Raw genomic sequence first — 15894 nt, 5'->3', positions numbered from 1 at the left:
CGACCGACGTTTCGGCTGGTCCGGATCCGGGGATCGGACCCGGTCCACCGGATGGAGCAACATCGGTGCGACCAGGGCGATTCCCGCGTACTGTTGACGCCCGCGCTGTGGACGGCCACAGTGGAACGCCCCGTCAGCGACCGACACCACCCGACCCGCGCGACCGCCGCCACGACCGCCGCATCGCCGCCGCTGGAACCGATCCAGCCGCGCCGACCCCCGGTACCGACGTGTCCGGAACCAGCGAGGTCACGGGAGAGGTCGCCACGACCGCTACCGCCGTTACGCCGATCGCGACCGAACCGACCGCCCCCGCCGCGCGTCGACCACGGGACGGGACTCGGGCCACCGCCCCGGTTCCAGCCGCGAACCGGGCTGGAAGCGGCTGGGGTGACCGCGAGGCAGCCCACCCGCGAGCGGATCGGGCGTGGGCCAGGTCAGCCGGGTGCGGATCAGCTCGCGAGGCGGGCCAACCGCGAGGTCGGTCAGCAGCCGGGCCGACGTGATCGCGAGGTCAGTCGATCGCGGCTGGGGGTGACCGCAAGGCGGGCCAGTCGATCTTCGCCGGGTCGATCGCGGGCCGGGTCGATCGCGGGCCGGGTCAGTCGCGGGCTGGGTCAGTCGCGGGCTGGGTCAGTCGCGGGCTGGGTCAGTCGCGGGCTGGGTCAGTCGCGGGCTGGGTCAGTCGCGGGCTTTGGAGGGTTGGACGCGCTTGGGTTCGCCTGCCATTTTGGGGTACTCAGGGGGATAAGGGAGGTCGCCCAGGTCGTGGTCGCGTTCGTCGCGGGCCGACATCTCCAGGAGCGCGTCCAGGGAGTAGGCGTGGTGGGCGACGGCGGCGTGCAGGTCGCCGACCTCGGCGAAGCGGGCGGGCATGGTGAGGACGCTGAAGTCCTCGGGGTGCACCGAGCTGAGTTCGTCCCAGGTCACCGGGGCGGAGACGAGGGCGCGCGGAGTGGGGCGGATCGAGTAGGCGGAGGCGATGGTGCGGTCGCGGGCCATCTGGTTGTAGTCGATGAACACCCGGCTGCCGCGTTCCTCCTTCCACCAGTTCACCGTGACCCGCTCCGGCATGCGGCGCTCCAGTTCGCGGGCCAGGGCGATCACCGCGCGGCGGGCCTCGACGAAGGTCCAGCGCGGTTCGATCGGGATGTAGAGGTGCACGCCGCGGCCGCCGGAGGTCTTGGGGAAGGCGTCCATGTCCAGTGCGCGCAGCAGGTCCCTGGCCTCGTGCGCGATGGCGACGGCGTCGGTGAAGTCGGTGCCGGGCTGGGGGTCGAGGTCGACGCGCAACTGGTCGGGGTGGTCGACGTCGGCGCGGGAGACCGGCCACGGGTGGAAGGTCAGCGTGCCCAGGTTGGCGGCCCAGGCGACGACCGCCAGTTCCGTCGGGCAGACCTCGTCGGCGGGGCGGCCGCTGGGGAAGGTGATCCTGGCGGACTCGACGTAGTCGGGGGCGCCCTTGGGCAGCCGCTTCTGGTAGAACGCGTCGCCGGTGTGGTCGGCGCGGGTGGAGAGCTTGGCGCCCTCGAACACCCCGCCGGGCCAGCGCTCCAGCGTGGTCGGCCGCTCGCGCAGCGCACCGAGGATGCCGGGGCCGACCGCGAGGAAGTACTCGACCACCTGCCGCTTGACGACGCCCAGCTCGGCGAAGTACGGCTTGTCCGGATTGGACACCCGCACGCTCCGGCCGTCGACCTCGATCTCCACCGCTGGCGCCATGGCGCCAGCCTACGGGCGGCCGGAAAACCGCGCGCGCGGCTCGGTACCGTGGTCGCACCACGACAGCGAAGGACCGCACCCGGTGAAGATGGACAACAGCCCCGCCAGGGGCACCCGTGACCTGCTGCCCGCGACCGTCGCGGTGCGCGACCACGTGCTGGCGAGGATCACCGAGGTCTACCACCGGTACGGCTACCAGCGCGTGGAGACCCCGGCCCTGGAGGGCATCGACCGGCTCACCGGCGGCCAGGGCGGCGAGAACGAGAAGATGATCTACCGGGTGCTGCGCCGCGGCCTCGACGAGACCGTCGCCGCCGACACCGCGCTGGCCGACCTGGTGGACCTGGGCCTGCGCTACGACCTGACCGTCCCGCTGACCCGGTTCTACGGCGCGAACCAGGCGAGCCTGCCGCAGCCGTTCCGGTCGTTCCAGTTCGGCCCGGTCTGGCGCGCGGAGCGGCCGCAGAAGGGCCGCTACCGCCAGTTCAACCAGTGCGACATCGACATGCTCGGCGAGGAGAGCGTGCTCGCCGAGGTCGAGCTGATCGAGGCGACCACCGAGGCGCTGGCCGCGGCGGGCCTGAGCGGCGCGACCGTGCGGGTGTCGGACCGGCGGTTCCTGTCCGCGCTGGCCGCCTCGGTCGGGCTGCCCGAAGAGGCGTGGACCGGCCTGTTCATCACCCTGGACAAGCTCGACAAGATCGGCTGGGACGGGGTGCGCGCCGAGCTGCCCAGCCGGGGCCTCGACGACGCCGCGATCGACCGGCTGCAGGAGAGCATCACCGGCCTGCAGGGCGGCGACCCGGCGACGCTGGACAAGCGGCTGCTCGAGGCCGTCCCCGGGCTGCCGGACGAGGTCGTCGCCGACCTGGCCGAGACCGCGACCGCGCTGGCCGCCGTGGCCGGGCTGGCCTGGGAGTTCGACCCGACCCTGGTGCGCGGCATGGGCTACTACACCGGCCAGATCTTCGAGATCACCCACCCGGCGAGCACGAGCGCCATCGCGGGCGGCGGCCGCTACGACAAGCTCATCGGCCGCTCCCTCGGCCGCGACGTGCCCGCCTGCGGGTTCTCGATCGGCTTCGAGCGGATCGTCGACCTGGTCGACGGCGCCAAGACCACCGACGCCGTGGCGGTGCTCTACGAAGCCGACGTGCCACTGCCCGTGGTCACCGCGACAGCCCGCGAGCTGCGCCAGGGCGGCCGCACAGCGTCGCCGGTGCGCAGGCGGGGCAAGTTCGGCGCGCAGCTGGGCAAGCTGGAGGAGTGGGGCTTCACGGCCGTCGTGCACGTCAAGGACGCGGCGGCGGCACCGGAGGAGCGTCCGCTCGGCGGGAGGTAAGCCGGATCACTGGACCTCCGGGTTACCGTGGACGCATGGCCGCGACAGGAACGTTCGGGGACTCGGAGGAGTCCGATGACGCGGTCCGCCGCGCCCGTGCGGACCGGTTCCACGAGGACCTGGTCGGGCTGGACCCGGCCGATCCGGAGGCGCGCGAGTTCGCCGAGCACCTGGACCGGGTGGAGCAGGTGCGGCCGAGCTACACCGTCGAGGGGTACCTGGGCGGGGTGCGTGACTTCGCCGAGTCGGCCAACCGGCTCGGCGGTCACTACCGGCTCACCGCGGGCATACTCGCGGGCCTCATCTTGTTGGGAGTGGTGGTGGCCGCGTGGGACGCGCTGGTGTTCATCGTGGGCGTCCTGTTCGGCTGAGCACCATCAGCCGCAGAACCGAGGAGTGAACGCGGACGTGGGTAGGGAACCGGTGGTCGGCGCGACACCGCGCGTGGTCAGGTCCGAGCAGGAGTGGCGCGCGCAGCTCTCCGCCAAGGAGTTCGCGGTGCTGCGCGACGCGGGCACCGAACCGGCGTGGACCGGTGAGTACACCGACACCAAGACCGTCGGGGTGTACCGGTGCCGGGCGTGCGACGCGGAGTTGTTCCGCAGTGACACCAAGTTCGAGTCGCACTGCGGGTGGCCGTCGTTCTTCTCACCGCTGGCCGGGGAGAGCATCGTGCTGCGCGAGGACCGCGCGCACGGGATGGTGCGCACCGAGGTGCTGTGCGCGAGCTGCCACAGCCACCTGGGGCACGTCTTCGAGGGTGAGGGCTACCCGACGCCGACCGACCAGCGCTACTGCATCAACTCGATCTCGCTGACCCTGGTGCCCGACGCCTGAGGTCGGCCGTTCGACTCCGCCCCGTCGCGCAGGTAGTCCTGCCCGGCGGGGCGGAGTCGTCCTACCCCTACCGCCGGGTCACATCAAGGCCACGTCAAGAAGCCTAAATCCAGCCCCCGGTACCCCTAAATCTTGCTCAAGCCCGCTTGTGCGCCCGGTCACAGCACCCCGAGCATGGGTCTCGACCGGGAGCGGAAACCCGGTGGGACACAGGGGAAAGCCGCGGGTGGGCGCTCCTCTGGGGCAGGGGGAGAGATGGATCGAGCATGGGGTGTCGCGGGACCTGACTTCCTTCGGTTGTACCTGGTCGCGATCGCGTTCGCGGCGCTGCTCGCCGCGGCCGTGCGGATCAAGGCCCGCGGCGGCAGGGACAGCGGTGGGGAGCGGCTGAGCGTGGAGGAGGTGGCCTACCTCGCGGGCGGTGCCCGGCGGGTGGTCGAACTCGCCATCACCAGGTTGCTGGACAAGGGGAAGCTGCGGGCCACCCGCGACGGGCGGTTGTCGGTCGTCGCGGGCGGCGAGGGCAAGGGCAAGGGCGAGCGCGATGACGAGGTCGACGCCGCGGTGCTGCGGGTGATCGAGCAGCGCGCGCACCGGTGGCCGGGAGTGCTGATCTCGGCGGTCGCGGGTCGGGGCGTGGTGACCGCGATCGGCGAGAGCCTGGCCCGCAGGGGGCTCGTCGTCGACCAGCGGCGGCGGTGGTCGCGGCGCTCGGCGCTGCCGATGGCGGTCGTGGCCGTGCTCGGGGTGGTGCGCTGGGCGAGCGAGGTCGGTGGCTCCGGCCCTGGCTGGCTCACCGCGGCGGTCATCGCGGCGATGGGGCTGACCGCGCTCATCGCGGCGGCGGCGGTGCCGGAGCGGACCTACGCCGGTGACCGGGTCCTGCGGGAGACCAGGCAGGCCAGGCGGGAGGGGAGCCCGCTGGCCGACCACTACGTGTTCAGCGGGTCCGTCGGGGTGGTCGTGTTCGCGGGTCTGGCCGGGCACCCGGACGAGACGGTCGCCCGCTTCGCGACGGCGTCCCGCACGCACAGCACCGCGGACGGCTCCTCGTCAGCGCACTCGGTGGGCTGCGCGGGCGGCGGCGGCCACGGGCACGGCTGCGGTGGCGGCGGGGGCTGCGGAGGCGGCGGGGGCTGCGGGGGTGGTGGAGGTGCCTAGACGCCCCGGGGTGGGGAGATAAGAGGGGGACAGGGGGGAGGATGGCGGCATGGGTGAGCACTTGGGAGTGGGCATCGGCTGGCGGTCGGAGATCGATCTGACCGTCGAGCGGATGCAGGGGGTCGACTTCGTCGAGGTCGTCGCGGAGAACATCCACCGCGACCACCTCCCGGAGTCACTGCGCGTGCTGCGCGCGAGGGGGCTCCCGGTGCTCCCCCATGCCGTCTCCTTGTCGTTGGGCGGCGCCGAGCCGCTCGACACCGACCGGGTCGAGCACCTGGCCGCGGTGGCCGACCTGCTGGACGCGCCGCTGGTGAGCGACCACGTGTGCTTCGTGCGGGCGGGCGGGCTCGACTCCGGGCACCTGATGCCGGTGCCGCGCACCCGCGACGCGCTGGAGGTGCTGGTGGCCAACGTGACCCAGGCGCGGTCGATCCTGGGCAGGCCGCTGGCGCTGGAGAACATCGCCGCGCTGCTGGAGTGGCCGAACGCGGAGCTGACCGAGGCGCGGTTCCTGCGGGAGCTGGTCGAGCGCACCGACTGCCTGCTGCTGGTCGACGTGGCGAACATGTGGGCCAACGCGAAGAACCTGGGCGCCGACCCGGTCGAGCTGCTCGACGGGATCCCGCTGGAGCGCCTGGCCTACGTGCACGTGGCGGGCGGGGTCGAGGTCGACGGGGTCTACCACGACACGCACGCCCACGCGGTGCCCCAGGGCGTGCTCGACCTGCTCGGGGAGCTGTGTTCGCGGGTCCGGCCGCCGGGGGTGCTGCTGGAGCGCGACGACCGGTACCCGTCGGACGCGGTGCTGGCCGACGAGCTCGCCGCGATCCGCGCCGTGGTGGCCGCGTGAGCCGCGAAGAGGTGGCCGCCGCCCAGGGCGAATTGCTGCGGTCCTTGTTGGCCGGTGGCAGTCCACCCGCCGGGTTCGACCCCGGTGCCATTCGGGTGGAGGCCGCCGCGCTTTTGGGGAAAAGGCGGCGGATCGTGCGGGAAATCGATCCGGGAACGGCCGAGGAACTCGGTGATCGGTTCGCTGAGCTGTTCGCCGAATACGCGCTGGCCAATCCGCGCCGGGACGGGTCGCGATTCCGCGAGGACGCGGTCGCGTTCGCGGCCTGGGCGACCGAGCGCGGGCACCTGCGCCGCGCGCGCCGCCGCTGGTGGCGGCGGTCCGGGTGACCGGCCTGGTGGTGCTCGGGGGCGCCACCAGGCCGGGCGGGTCACCGCAGCCGCCGGACCCCTGCCGCCCAGCGGTGTGGTGACGCGCTCCCCCACCACGGGGTGGTCGAGCGGGGCGGTCCGATCACCGGGACCGCCCGGAGAACGTGGTGCAGACGACCACGGCGAACGCCCACGGCAGCGGGTCGCGCCGCGGCAACATCGCCGAGCTGGACCAGACCACTTGTCTTCGTGGCACCGCCTGCCCGGAAACCGTTATACGGCAACCGATCCACCTGCTCATCGAGCCCCCTCCCCTGGACCGACTCGGGCACCCGGTGACACCGCGCCACCGCCGGTCCTGGACTGGGGAGGCGGAGGCCACCGCTACTGGGGGAACGGCCGCCACCCGCTCCCGCGTCCCGGTCAGGACTTGGGCGAGGTGTTCACCACGAAACGCGCACCCTGGTCGTCGGTCACCACCGCCTGCCTGCCGTGAGGGGTGTCGGTCAACCCCTCTTGCACGGTGCCGCCCAGCTCGATGACCTTGGCCACGGCCGCGTCGGCGTCCTCCACCTCGAAGTACACCGTCCAGCGCGGTGGGGTTCCCGCGGCGGCGGTACCGAGTCCGGCGACCGGCTCGTCGTCGTCGCCCAGGTGCACGGTGCTGTAGTGCGGATCGGGCCGGACCTCGCGGTGGGTGTGGCCGAGAAGGCTGCCGTAGAAGGCTTTCGCGGCCTCGGGGTCGTCGCTGAGGTGGTCGGCCCAGACGATCGAGCCCGGCTCGCCGGTGAGGTTGGTGCCGGTGTGCGTGCCCGACTGCCAGAGCGCGAAGAACGCCCCGACCGGGTCGACCCCGGCGGTCATCGCACCGAGGCCGCCGATGGGCATCGGTGGGACGACCACCTGGCCGCCCGCCGCCCCGATGGCCGCCGCGCTCGTCTCGACGTCCTCAGTGGACAGATAGGTGACCCAGGCGCTGACCTGGCCCTCCTGCAGCGGACCGAGGCCTGCGACCGGGTGTTCGCCGACGTAGCAGTTCGCGTACCCGCCGAACTCCGCAGGCCCGATCTCGACCCGCCAGCCGAACAGCGCCGAGTAGAACGCGGCTGCCCGCTCGACGTCGGCGCCGAGGTCGATCCAGCACGGGGTGCCTACCGGCCATGCGGTGGGACGGGTGACCATGGGATACCTCCTGGTAGTCGCGCTCCGCCGGGACGTGCGGATGGCGCAACGCTAACCCCGGGGACCGGTGGCGCACCACGCTGTCGCCTGTGGACCGTTCCCGAGGGGTGGGAACCCCTGGTGCGCCGCGCGGTCGGATCGATCAGTCACTTGGCGGATTGCGATCGCCGAGCGGGGCTGGATAGCTTCTTCCGCACTGGGGCCTTTCGTTCGACATTCCTTTTCCACAGCCGTGTCGACGGCCCTTCAGTGTTCCCCTTCTCCGAGCAAGGACCGGGGTACTCCATGCGAATCCGCACCACAGCAGCATTCACCTCGACAACGCTCGTCCTCGGCTTGGCGCTCGCGGTCGCACCGCAGGCGGCGGCCGCTCCCGCCGGGCAAGGCCTGCGGCAGACCGGACCGGCCACCACCGTCACGCTCCTGACCGGCGACAAGGTGCGCGTCAGCGCCGACGCGCGCGGCGGGACGAGAACGGCGATCCTGCCGGACAAGCGCCGCGCCGGGATCGTCTTCCAGACCTACACCCGCGGCGAGCACAACTACGTCTTCCCGTCCGACGCGATGCCGCTGGTGCTCTCCGGCAGGCTGGACCGCGACCTGTTCGACGTCGCGGGCCTCGCCAAGGCGGGCTACGACGACAGGCGCGCGGACCTGCCGCTGATCCAGACCGGCCCGAGCACCCGCGCGGCAGGCGTGCGTTCGGTGCGAGAACTGCCGGTCGCGGGCGCCCGCGCGCTCTCCGCCGACAAGGCAGCGCTACCGGACTCGTGGCGCGCGTTGACAGCCGCGGGCGGCAAGGTGTGGCTCGACCGCAAGGTGGAAGCCTCCCTGGACCGCAGCACAGCGCAGATCGGCGCCCCGGCGGCGTGGCAGGCCGGGCTCACCGGCGCGGGCGTCACGGTCGGCGTCGTCGACACCGGCATCGACCAGACGCACCCGGACCTGGCGGGCCGGGAGGTCGGCGAGCGCAACTTCACCGACGACCCGAGCGCCGAGGACGTCGTCGGGCACGGCACGCACGTCGCCTCGATCGTCGCGGGCGGCGGCGCCAAGTACCGGGGTGTCGCCAACGGCGCGAAGGTGCTCGACGCCAAGGCGCTCAGCCGCGACGGCGGGCAGCTGTCGTGGATCATCGCGGGCGTCGAGTGGGCGGTGGACTCCGGGGCGAAGGTGGTGAACCTCAGCCTCGGCGCGAGCGACACCCCCGAGGTCGACCCGCTGGAGGAGACCGTCAACCGGCTCACCGCCGAGCGCGGGACGCTGTTCGTCGTCTCCGCGGGCAACTCCGGGCCGTCCAGCCAATCGGTCGGCACCCCCGGAAGCGCGGACGCGGCGCTGACCGTCGGCTCGGTCGAGCGCGACGACACGGTGTCGTTCTTCTCCAGCCGCGGCCCGCGGGTCGGCGACGGCGCGATCAAACCGGACGTCACCGCGCCCGGGTCCGGCATCGTGGCCGCGAAGGCCGCCAACGGGGTCATCGGCGACCCGGTCGAGCCCGGTTACGTGGGGCTCTCGGGCACCTCGATGGCCGCGCCGCACGTCGCCGGGGCAGCCGCGCTGCTGGCCCAGCAGCACCCGGAGTGGACCGGGGCGCAGCTCAAGGCGGTCCTGACCGCCTCGGCCAAACCCACCGCGGGCGAGTCGGTGTTCGCCCAGGGCTCCGGCCGGGTCGACGTGGCCAAGGCGCTCACCCAGGCGCTGACCACCCAGCCCACCTCGGTCAGCCTCGGCACCCTGCAGTGGCCGCACAACGACGACACCGCGGTCACCAAGGACCTGACCTACCGCAACACCTCGTCGGCACCGGTGGCGCTGGACCTCGCGGTCACCGGCACCGGACCGGACGGCAAGCCCGCGCCCGCCGGGTTCTTCAGCGTCACCCCCGCCAAGCTGACCGTGCCCGCGGGCGGGACCGCCACGGCCAAGGTCACCGGTGACTCCCGGCTCGGCACCCTCGACGGCGGCTACTCCGGCGCCGTCACCGCCACCGGCGGCGGGCAGTCGCTGAGCACCCCGGTCGCGCTCGACCGCGAGGTGGAGAGCTACGACGTGCGGCTGCGGTACCTGGGCCCGGACGGCAAGCCGAGCACTGACTGGCGGACGCTGGCCATCGGCCTGTACTCCGACTACTTCGGCGGCGCGACGCCGGACGCCTCGGGCGTGGCGACGGTGCGCCTGCCCAAGGGCGCGTACGTGCTCGACAGCGTGTACGCGACGACCGGCGAGAAGCCCGACGTGCGGAGCCTGCCGTACCCGGCCTTCGAGGTGAAGGGCGCGACCGAGGTCGTGGTCGACGCCCGCAAGACCAAGCCGGTGCGGGTCACGCCGCCGGACCCGCGGGTCCCGCTGTGGGTGGCGTCCTCGGGCTACGAGCTGTCCCCGATCGGCGGTCGGCGCTTCGGGCTCGGGATCGCCGGACCGCTGTTCGATGGGTTCGGCATCGGCCAGATCGGGCCGGAGCTGCCCGCGAACGTGCTCATCTGGGCGCTGGCGGCGGTCTACTACGACGACGTGACCAACACGGGCGACTTCTACAACTTCGCCTGGTACCAGGAGAAGTCCGTGCCCACCGGGTTCACCCGGGTCGTGCGGCGCGGTGACGTGGCCACGCTGCGCACCAAGGTCGGACCGGGGCTGCCCGGGTCGAACGCCGGGCGGGCGCTGTACCCGTACTCGCTGGACGGGCGGGGCATCACCGTCAGCACCGGCCGCGCCTTCGAGGGCGGCGAGGTCGTCGAGTACGTCAACGCGGGCGGCGTCCAGTGGCAGGGCGACGTGTTCATCGGCCGCCCCGACCAGGAGTCGGTCGACACGGTGTTCACCAGCGAACCGGTGCGCACCAAGGCCGGGCAGACCTACCGCACGCGCACGAACCACGGCGTGTTCGGCCCCGCCCTGCCCCGCAGCGTGATCCCGTGGGCCGAGCGCTGGAACAACACCTTCGGGATCAACATCGGCCTCTGGGGCGACAGCGGCGGCAACGCGGGCTTCAGCAACACGACCTCCGCGAAGACCACGCTCTTCCGCAACGGCAAGAAGATCGGCGAATCCCCCACCCCGGGCGGCGGCATCTTCCCCGTCCCCGAGGCGGCCGCCGACTACCGCCTGGAAACCGAAGCCACCCGCGACCCCGCCTTCGGCGTCAGCACCAAGATCGCCGCCGCGTGGACCTTCCGCTCCGACCCGCGCCAGCAGGCGATCCCACTGTCCACAGTGCGCTTCAACGCCCCCCTGCGCGACGACAACTCCGCCCCCGCAGGCAAGTTCACCATCCCGGTATCCCTCCAACTGGAGAACGGCACCCACATCACCCCCCGCAACCTGTCCGTCAACGTCTCGTACGACGAGGGCAAAACCTGGCGCAAGGCCCACCTCCGCGGCACAGACCTCCTCCTGGACCACCCCCGCAACGCCACCTCAGTCTCCCTCCAAGCCCAAGCCACCGACGGCCGAGGCGGCACCACCACCCAAACCATCATCCGCGCCTACCTGATCTCCAAGCGCTAACCACTCATCCCCTCTAGAGGCGGCGGTCCACTTTGCACTATGGACCGCCGCTTCTCCACACCCACCGACAACGTTGGCCAAAAGCACCCGCCGACAACGTCGGCCCGCAGACACCCGCCGACAACGTTGCCCCTAGCCGCCCGCCGACGACGTTGGCCGCCCACCGCTCCACCAAGGCGCTGGTGCCAACTTGCTCGATGGGGTGGACTTGTTTTGTGTGGGGCGACGGCACCCGTAGCGTCGACGGGCAGCAGGGAGGGCCGCTCTTTGGCCCCCTGCTTTTAGCCCTTCCCCGGGTGTCGTAGGGGCCCCGCGCAAAACAAGTCCACCGCATCGAGCCCTTCGCACTTCTCGCGCTCAATCCGCAATGCCGCAGGCGAGCCGACAACCGCAGCGCAGCGGAGGCAAGAGACCCACCCTCACCACTCAGCCAGGTCCCCACCAGCAACCCCCGGCCCCCAATCCCACCGAGGCGGCGCCCCAGGCAGCCCCCCAGGCACCCTCAAATACCGAACCCGCCCCAACGGACTATCCACCTCATCGCAATACCCATCGACCGGCGACAAGTCCTCCACCGAGTCAATCCACCCCAACGAATCCAGCAAGCGCGCAGTGCGAGCAAGCGAAACTCGCACATGCCAAGTCCCGCCCTCAACAGCCCGCCGCCGCAACGCCGTCATGACTCCGGAAGCAGCCAACCACCCCGTGCCGTGGTCAAGAGCCTGCGCGGGCAGCGGAACCGGCGCCCCATCCCCCCGATGAGCGATCCCCGTAGCCAACTGCAGCAAACTGTCAAACCCCCGCCGCCCACGCCAAGGCCCCGAGTGACCATAGGCGGACAACGACACAAGAACAGTCCCCTCCGGAGCATCCGCTGGCCCAAACCCCCTGGCAGCCAACGAATCCGGCCGATAAGACTGGATCATCACGTCAGCATCCGACCACAACGAGCGCAACACCTCCGCCTGCGAGGTATCACGCAGGTCCAACCACGTGCTGCGTTTGCCGAAGCTGGTGTCCACCCACACCGGCCGCATGACGGGGAGGTGCTCGGCGCCCACGTGGAGAACCGAAGCACCATGCGCCGCAAGGGTTCGCCCGCATACAGGGCCGGCGATCACGTGCGTCAGGTCAAGCACCCGAACCCCAGCCAACGGCCGGGAAGCGGGCGGGAGTGGCCTAAGTGGACCGTCCCCGATCCGTTCCACCGCGACCAGCGGTTCGGCGGCGACCGCGCGCCCCTGCGGGTGATCAGCCCAAGCCGCAGGCGACATCAACGCCGCGGCGGCGCCACCTGCGGCCAAGACCGCGTCCACCACCTCGGTCGCCGGTCGGCGGGCGACGGCGACTGCGACGTCGTCGCCCAGTACCGATCGGACGGCGGCCTCGTGGTGCGGGTAGTTGCAGTGCAAGCGGAGCCAGCCGTCGGCGGCGCGGTAGTCGCCGGACAGGGGTGCCCACAGGTCGCCGACCGGGGCGCCGTTGACGAGCAGGTGCCGTTCGCTGCGGAAGGACTCGGCCGCGTGCCGCAGGTCGACCGACACCTCACCCGGGTCTGTCCCCCGGTCCCGCAGCAGGTCGGCGGCGGCGGTCGTGACCAGGCCGACGCACCGCGCGGCCAGGTGCGCCACCCGGTACGGCCCCGCCACGACCCGTTCGTCGCCGACGAGCCTCACGGCAGGTTCGCCACCAGTTCCGCGGGCTCCACCCGGGTGCCGGTGTAGAACGGGATCTCCTCGCGGACGTGCAGCCGGGCCTCGGTGCCGCGCAGGTGCCGCATCAGGTCGACGATCCGGTGCAGCTCGTCGGCCTCGAACGCCAGGATCCACTCGTAGTCGCCGAGGGCGAACGACGCGACGGTGTTGGCGCGCACGTCCGGGTAGTCGCGGGCCTCCTTGCCGTGGTCGGCCAGCATCTTGCGGCGCTCGTCGTCGGGCAGCAGGTACCACTCGTAGGACCGGACGAACGGGTACACGCAGATGAAGCGGCGCGGGTCCTCACCGGCGAGGAACGCGGGGATGTGGCTGCGGTTGAACTCGGCGGGCCGGTGCAGCGCGACCTGGCTCCACACCGGTGTCGACGCCCGGCCCAGCGCGGTGCGGCGGAAGCCGGTGTAGGCGGCCTGCACCTGCTCGACCTCCTCGGCGTGCCACCAGATCATGTAGTCGGCGTCCGCGCGCAGCCCGGCGACGTCGTAGACGCCGCGCACCACGACCCCCTTGCCCGCCACCGCGTCCAGGTACTCGGTGGTCTCCGCGGCGGCGCTGCCCCGGTCGTCGGGCAGCCTGCCCGGCTCGATCCGGAAGACCGACCACATGGTGTAGCGGATGGTGTCGTTGAGCTCGGCGAAGTTCAGGCGGGCCATGCCGACCATCGTCGCACCCTCACCCGGCGCGCTGCTCCCGCAGGTGGTCAGCGACACGCCGGGCGGCCGCGTCGCCGGTCGCCACGCAGGCCGGGACGCCGACGCCGTGCAGCGTGGCGCCCGCGACGGCGAGCCCTGGTTCGGCGGCGACGGCGCGTTCGATCTCGGCGACCAGGTCGGTGTGGCCGGTCGCGTACTGCGGTAGGCCGCCGCCCCAGCGGGTGACGGTCGCGTCGATCGGCGGCGCGGTGACGCCGGTGAGTTCGACGAGATCGGCGCGCACGAGGCGGACCAGTTCGTCGTCGTCGGCCTTGAGGGCGCCGGGGTCGCCGAACCGGCCGACCGAGCCGCGGACGATCACCGACTCGCCGCCGAGGTGCGCCCACTTGGCCGCCGAGAAGGTGAACGCCTTGACCGCGAACCGGGTGCCGTCGAGCCGCCGCTCCCCCGCGCCGAGCAACACGCCGGACGTGCCGGGTAGCTCCGCGCCTTCGGGCAACGCGAGCGCGACGACGGCCATCGACGCGACCTCGACCCTGCCGTACGCGGCGGACGCGACCGGGACGACGCCGTCGAGCAGCTTGCGGGCGGCGGGGGCCGGGACCGCGAGCACCACGGCGTCGACGTCGAGCACCGGGTCGGGCGGCTGGTGGGCCGGGGCCTTGGCGCCGAGGGTGAGTCGCCAGCCGGTGGCGGTGCGGGTCAGCTCGCGGACGGGGGCGCCGAGGCGGACCGTGGCGGACTGGGCGAGGCGGTCGACCAGGGTGCCGAGGCCGTCGCGCAGGGTCCCGAAGACAGGCTTGCCGGTGGGCGTGAGCAGCGAGCGGGCGGCGGCCTCGGTGAGCGAGGTGGCACCGGCGTCGAGCGCGGCGGCGATGGCGGGGAGGGTCGCGCGCAGCCCGAGGCCGTCGACACCGCCCGCGTAGACGCCGCCGAGCAGGGGGTCGACCAAGCGCTCGGGGAGTTCGTCGCCGAACCGGGCGCGCAGCAGCGGTCCGAGGGCGGTGTCACCGTCGAGCACCAGCGGCGGCAGGTCGGTCTCGGCGGCGACCCTGGCCAGGCCCTCGGGGGTCAGCAGGTCGGTGAGCGCAGCGGGGTCGGCGGGCACGCCCATGACGTGGCGGCCCGGGATGTGCCGGGTGACGCCGCCCGCGCGGACCGTGGAACGGGCGCCGGTGGGGTGCACGACGCCGTCGGCGAGGTCGAGCTCGTCGAGCAGGGCGCCCACCTCAGGGCGGCGCACCAGGTAGGCCTCAGCGCCGACATCGAACCGGCGACCGGCGACCTCGGCTGTCTTGATCTTGCCGCCGAGCCGGTCGGTCTGCTCGACGACGGTGATCTCGGCGCTCGGGCCGAGCAGGGCGCGCAGCCGGTGCGCGGCGGCCAGCCCGGAGATCCCGCCGCCGACGACCGCGACCCGGGGGGTCACCGCGTGGTCGACAGGCTGTGCGCGAACGCCACGGTGCGGGTGATCACGTCCGGGTCGGTCTCCGGGAGCACGCCGTGGCCCAGGTTGAACACGTGCCCGCTGGCGGCCTTGCCCTCGGCGATGATCCGGGTGACCTCGCGGCGGACGGTGTCGTCACCGGCGAACAGGGCGGCCGGGTCCAGGTTGCCCTGCAGCGCGGCACCGGGGACGGCGCGGGCGGCCACGTCGAGCGGGGTGCGCCAGTCGACCCCGACCACGTCGGCGCCCGCCTCGCGCATCGCGCCGAGCAGGTGCCCGGTGCCGACGCCGAAGTGGACCCTGGGCACACCCGCGTCGGCCAGTCCGGAGAGGACCTTGGTCGAGTGCGGGAGGACGTACTCGCGGTAGTCCCGCAGGGACAGCGCGCCCGCCCACGAGTCGAACAGCTGCACAGCGTCCACTCCGGCGGCAATTTGCGCGCGGAGGAAGCCCAGTGCGGTGTCGGCGAGGTGGTCGAGCAACGCGTGCCAGGTCACCGGGTCGCCGTACATCAGGGCCTTGGTGCGCTCGTGGTTGCGGCTGGGGCCGCCCTCCACCAGGTACGACGCGAGGGTGAACGGCGCGCCCGCGAACCCGATCAGCGGCGTCTCGCCCAGCTCGGCGGTCAGCATGCGGACGGCCTCGGCCACCGGCTCGACCTGGTGCGGGTGCAGCGTCGGCAGGGCGGCGACGGCGGCCGCGTCGCGCACCGGCGAGGCGACCACGGGGCCGGTGCCCGCGACGATGTCCAGGTCCACACCGGCGGCGACCAGCGGCACCACGATGTCGCTGAACAGGATCGCGGCGTCCACCCCGTGCCGCCGGACCGGCTGGAGGGTGACCTCGGTGACCATCGCCGGGTCGAAGCAGGCGGCGAGCATGCCGGTCCCGGCGCGCAGGGCCCGGTACTCCGGCAGCGAGCGACCCGCCTGGCGCATGAACCAGACCGGGACGCGGTCCGGCACACCACCACGCGCGGCCACCAGGAACGGTGCGGTCGGCAGGCTCCGGCGGCGCGCGGCGGCCGGGGTGATTAGTTCAGTCATCGCGTCCGCCATGGTCCCACGACCGCCCCCGTCCCCGTTCGCGTGGGCAGAAGGTCACACTGTCGGTGGCGTGAACCTGGTGTGCGTGGTCGGCGCGCCCTCCCCGCTCACCGACTCG

The 15894-nt window shown here is 72.7% G+C and carries 14 protein-coding genes; 8 read left to right on the top strand and 6 right to left on the bottom strand.

From position 1 onward, the window contains the following. Positions 1 to 681: 681 nt before the first annotated feature. Positions 682 to 1722 carry a DNA polymerase domain-containing protein gene (locus LV79_RS12140; protein WP_253835101.1) on the bottom strand — a complete coding sequence of 347 codons (1041 nt, stop codon included), beginning with the start codon at positions 1720 to 1722 and terminating at the stop codon, positions 682 to 684. A gap of 88 nt (positions 1723 to 1810) precedes the next feature. On the opposite strand from LV79_RS12140, the gene hisS reads away from it, so the two are divergent. The 6 genes from hisS to LV79_RS12110 all read left to right on the top strand — a co-directional run bounded on the left by hisS (position 1811) and on the right by LV79_RS12110 (position 6244). Continuing rightward, a complete protein-coding gene (gene hisS / locus LV79_RS12135) occupies positions 1811 to 3064 on the top strand; it encodes a histidine--tRNA ligase (RefSeq protein ID WP_253836029.1) in 1254 nt (417 codons plus the stop codon). A gap of 35 nt (positions 3065 to 3099) precedes the next feature. Beyond that, positions 3100 to 3435 (top strand): hypothetical protein, encoded by a 336-nt coding sequence (locus LV79_RS12130; RefSeq protein ID WP_253835099.1) that lies wholly within the window; start codon positions 3100 to 3102, stop codon positions 3433 to 3435. 37 nt (positions 3436 to 3472) lie between these two features. Beyond that, positions 3473 to 3901, top strand: a complete 429-nt coding sequence (gene msrB / locus LV79_RS12125; protein WP_253835097.1) for a peptide-methionine (R)-S-oxide reductase MsrB — start codon at positions 3473 to 3475, stop codon at positions 3899 to 3901. A gap of 255 nt (positions 3902 to 4156) precedes the next feature. Beyond that, a complete protein-coding gene (locus tag LV79_RS12120; RefSeq protein ID WP_253835095.1) occupies positions 4157 to 5062 on the top strand; it encodes a TIGR04222 domain-containing membrane protein in 906 nt (301 codons plus the stop codon). Between the two features lie 49 nt (positions 5063 to 5111). Beyond that, positions 5112 to 5915, top strand: a complete 804-nt coding sequence (locus LV79_RS12115; RefSeq protein ID WP_253835093.1) for an MbnB/TglH/ChrH family RiPP precursor modification enzyme — start codon at positions 5112 to 5114, stop codon at positions 5913 to 5915. Beyond that, positions 5912 to 6244, top strand: a complete 333-nt coding sequence (locus tag LV79_RS12110) for an SCO6045 C-terminal-like domain-containing protein (RefSeq protein ID WP_253835091.1) — start codon at positions 5912 to 5914, stop codon at positions 6242 to 6244. The genes LV79_RS12115 and LV79_RS12110 overlap by 4 nt, the downstream gene beginning before the upstream one ends. A 405-nt stretch (positions 6245 to 6649) precedes the next feature. Here LV79_RS12110 and LV79_RS12105 read toward each other — a convergent pair whose 3' ends face one another. After that, on the bottom strand, positions 6650 to 7408 hold the full coding sequence (locus tag LV79_RS12105; RefSeq protein ID WP_253835089.1) for a VOC family protein: 759 nt from the start codon (positions 7406 to 7408) through the stop codon (positions 6650 to 6652). A 285-nt stretch (positions 7409 to 7693) separates the two neighbouring features. Here LV79_RS12105 and LV79_RS12100 point away from each other — a divergent pair, with 285 nt between their 5' ends. Continuing rightward, a complete protein-coding gene (locus LV79_RS12100; protein ID WP_253835087.1) occupies positions 7694 to 10918 on the top strand; it encodes a S8 family peptidase in 3225 nt (1074 codons plus the stop codon). A gap of 419 nt (positions 10919 to 11337) precedes the next feature. On the opposite strand, the gene LV79_RS12095 is transcribed toward LV79_RS12100, so the two are convergent. Continuing rightward, complete coding sequence (locus LV79_RS12095; RefSeq protein WP_253836027.1) at positions 11338 to 12039, bottom strand: CoA transferase; 702 nt, start codon at positions 12037 to 12039, stop codon at positions 11338 to 11340. Between LV79_RS12095 and LV79_RS34410 the strand changes: the two genes are divergently transcribed. Continuing rightward, a complete protein-coding gene (locus LV79_RS34410) occupies positions 12040 to 12642 on the top strand; it encodes a hypothetical protein (RefSeq protein ID WP_253836065.1) in 603 nt (200 codons plus the stop codon). On the opposite strand, the gene hemQ is transcribed toward LV79_RS34410, so the two are convergent. Genes hemQ through hemE form a run of 3 tightly spaced genes read right to left on the bottom strand, consistent with a single transcriptional unit; the run spans position 12591 to position 15776 of the window. Next, entirely contained in the window at positions 12591 to 13283 is a 693-nt protein-coding gene (hemQ, locus tag LV79_RS12085) for a hydrogen peroxide-dependent heme synthase (RefSeq protein ID WP_253835085.1), read from the bottom strand. The genes LV79_RS34410 and hemQ overlap by 52 nt on opposite strands. A 19-nt stretch (positions 13284 to 13302) precedes the next feature. After that, the gene (gene hemG / locus LV79_RS12080; RefSeq protein WP_253835083.1) at positions 13303 to 14712 is read right to left on the bottom strand and encodes a protoporphyrinogen oxidase; all 1410 of its coding nucleotides are present in this window, start codon (positions 14710 to 14712) and stop codon (positions 13303 to 13305) included. Further along, positions 14709 to 15776: a uroporphyrinogen decarboxylase gene (hemE, locus tag LV79_RS12075; RefSeq protein WP_253835082.1), complete on the bottom strand. Its 1068-nt coding sequence runs from the start codon at positions 15774 to 15776 to the stop codon at positions 14709 to 14711. Before hemE ends, hemG begins: the two co-directional genes overlap by 4 nt. Positions 15777 to 15894 lie beyond the last annotated feature (118 nt).

Origin of the sequence: Actinokineospora globicatena (assembly GCF_024171945.1) — a bacterium.
Lineage (GTDB): Bacteria > Actinomycetota > Actinomycetes > Mycobacteriales > Pseudonocardiaceae > Actinokineospora > Actinokineospora globicatena.
The sequence above is the reverse complement of the archived record's forward strand: the minus strand, read 5'-3'. Positions and strand labels throughout refer to the sequence as shown.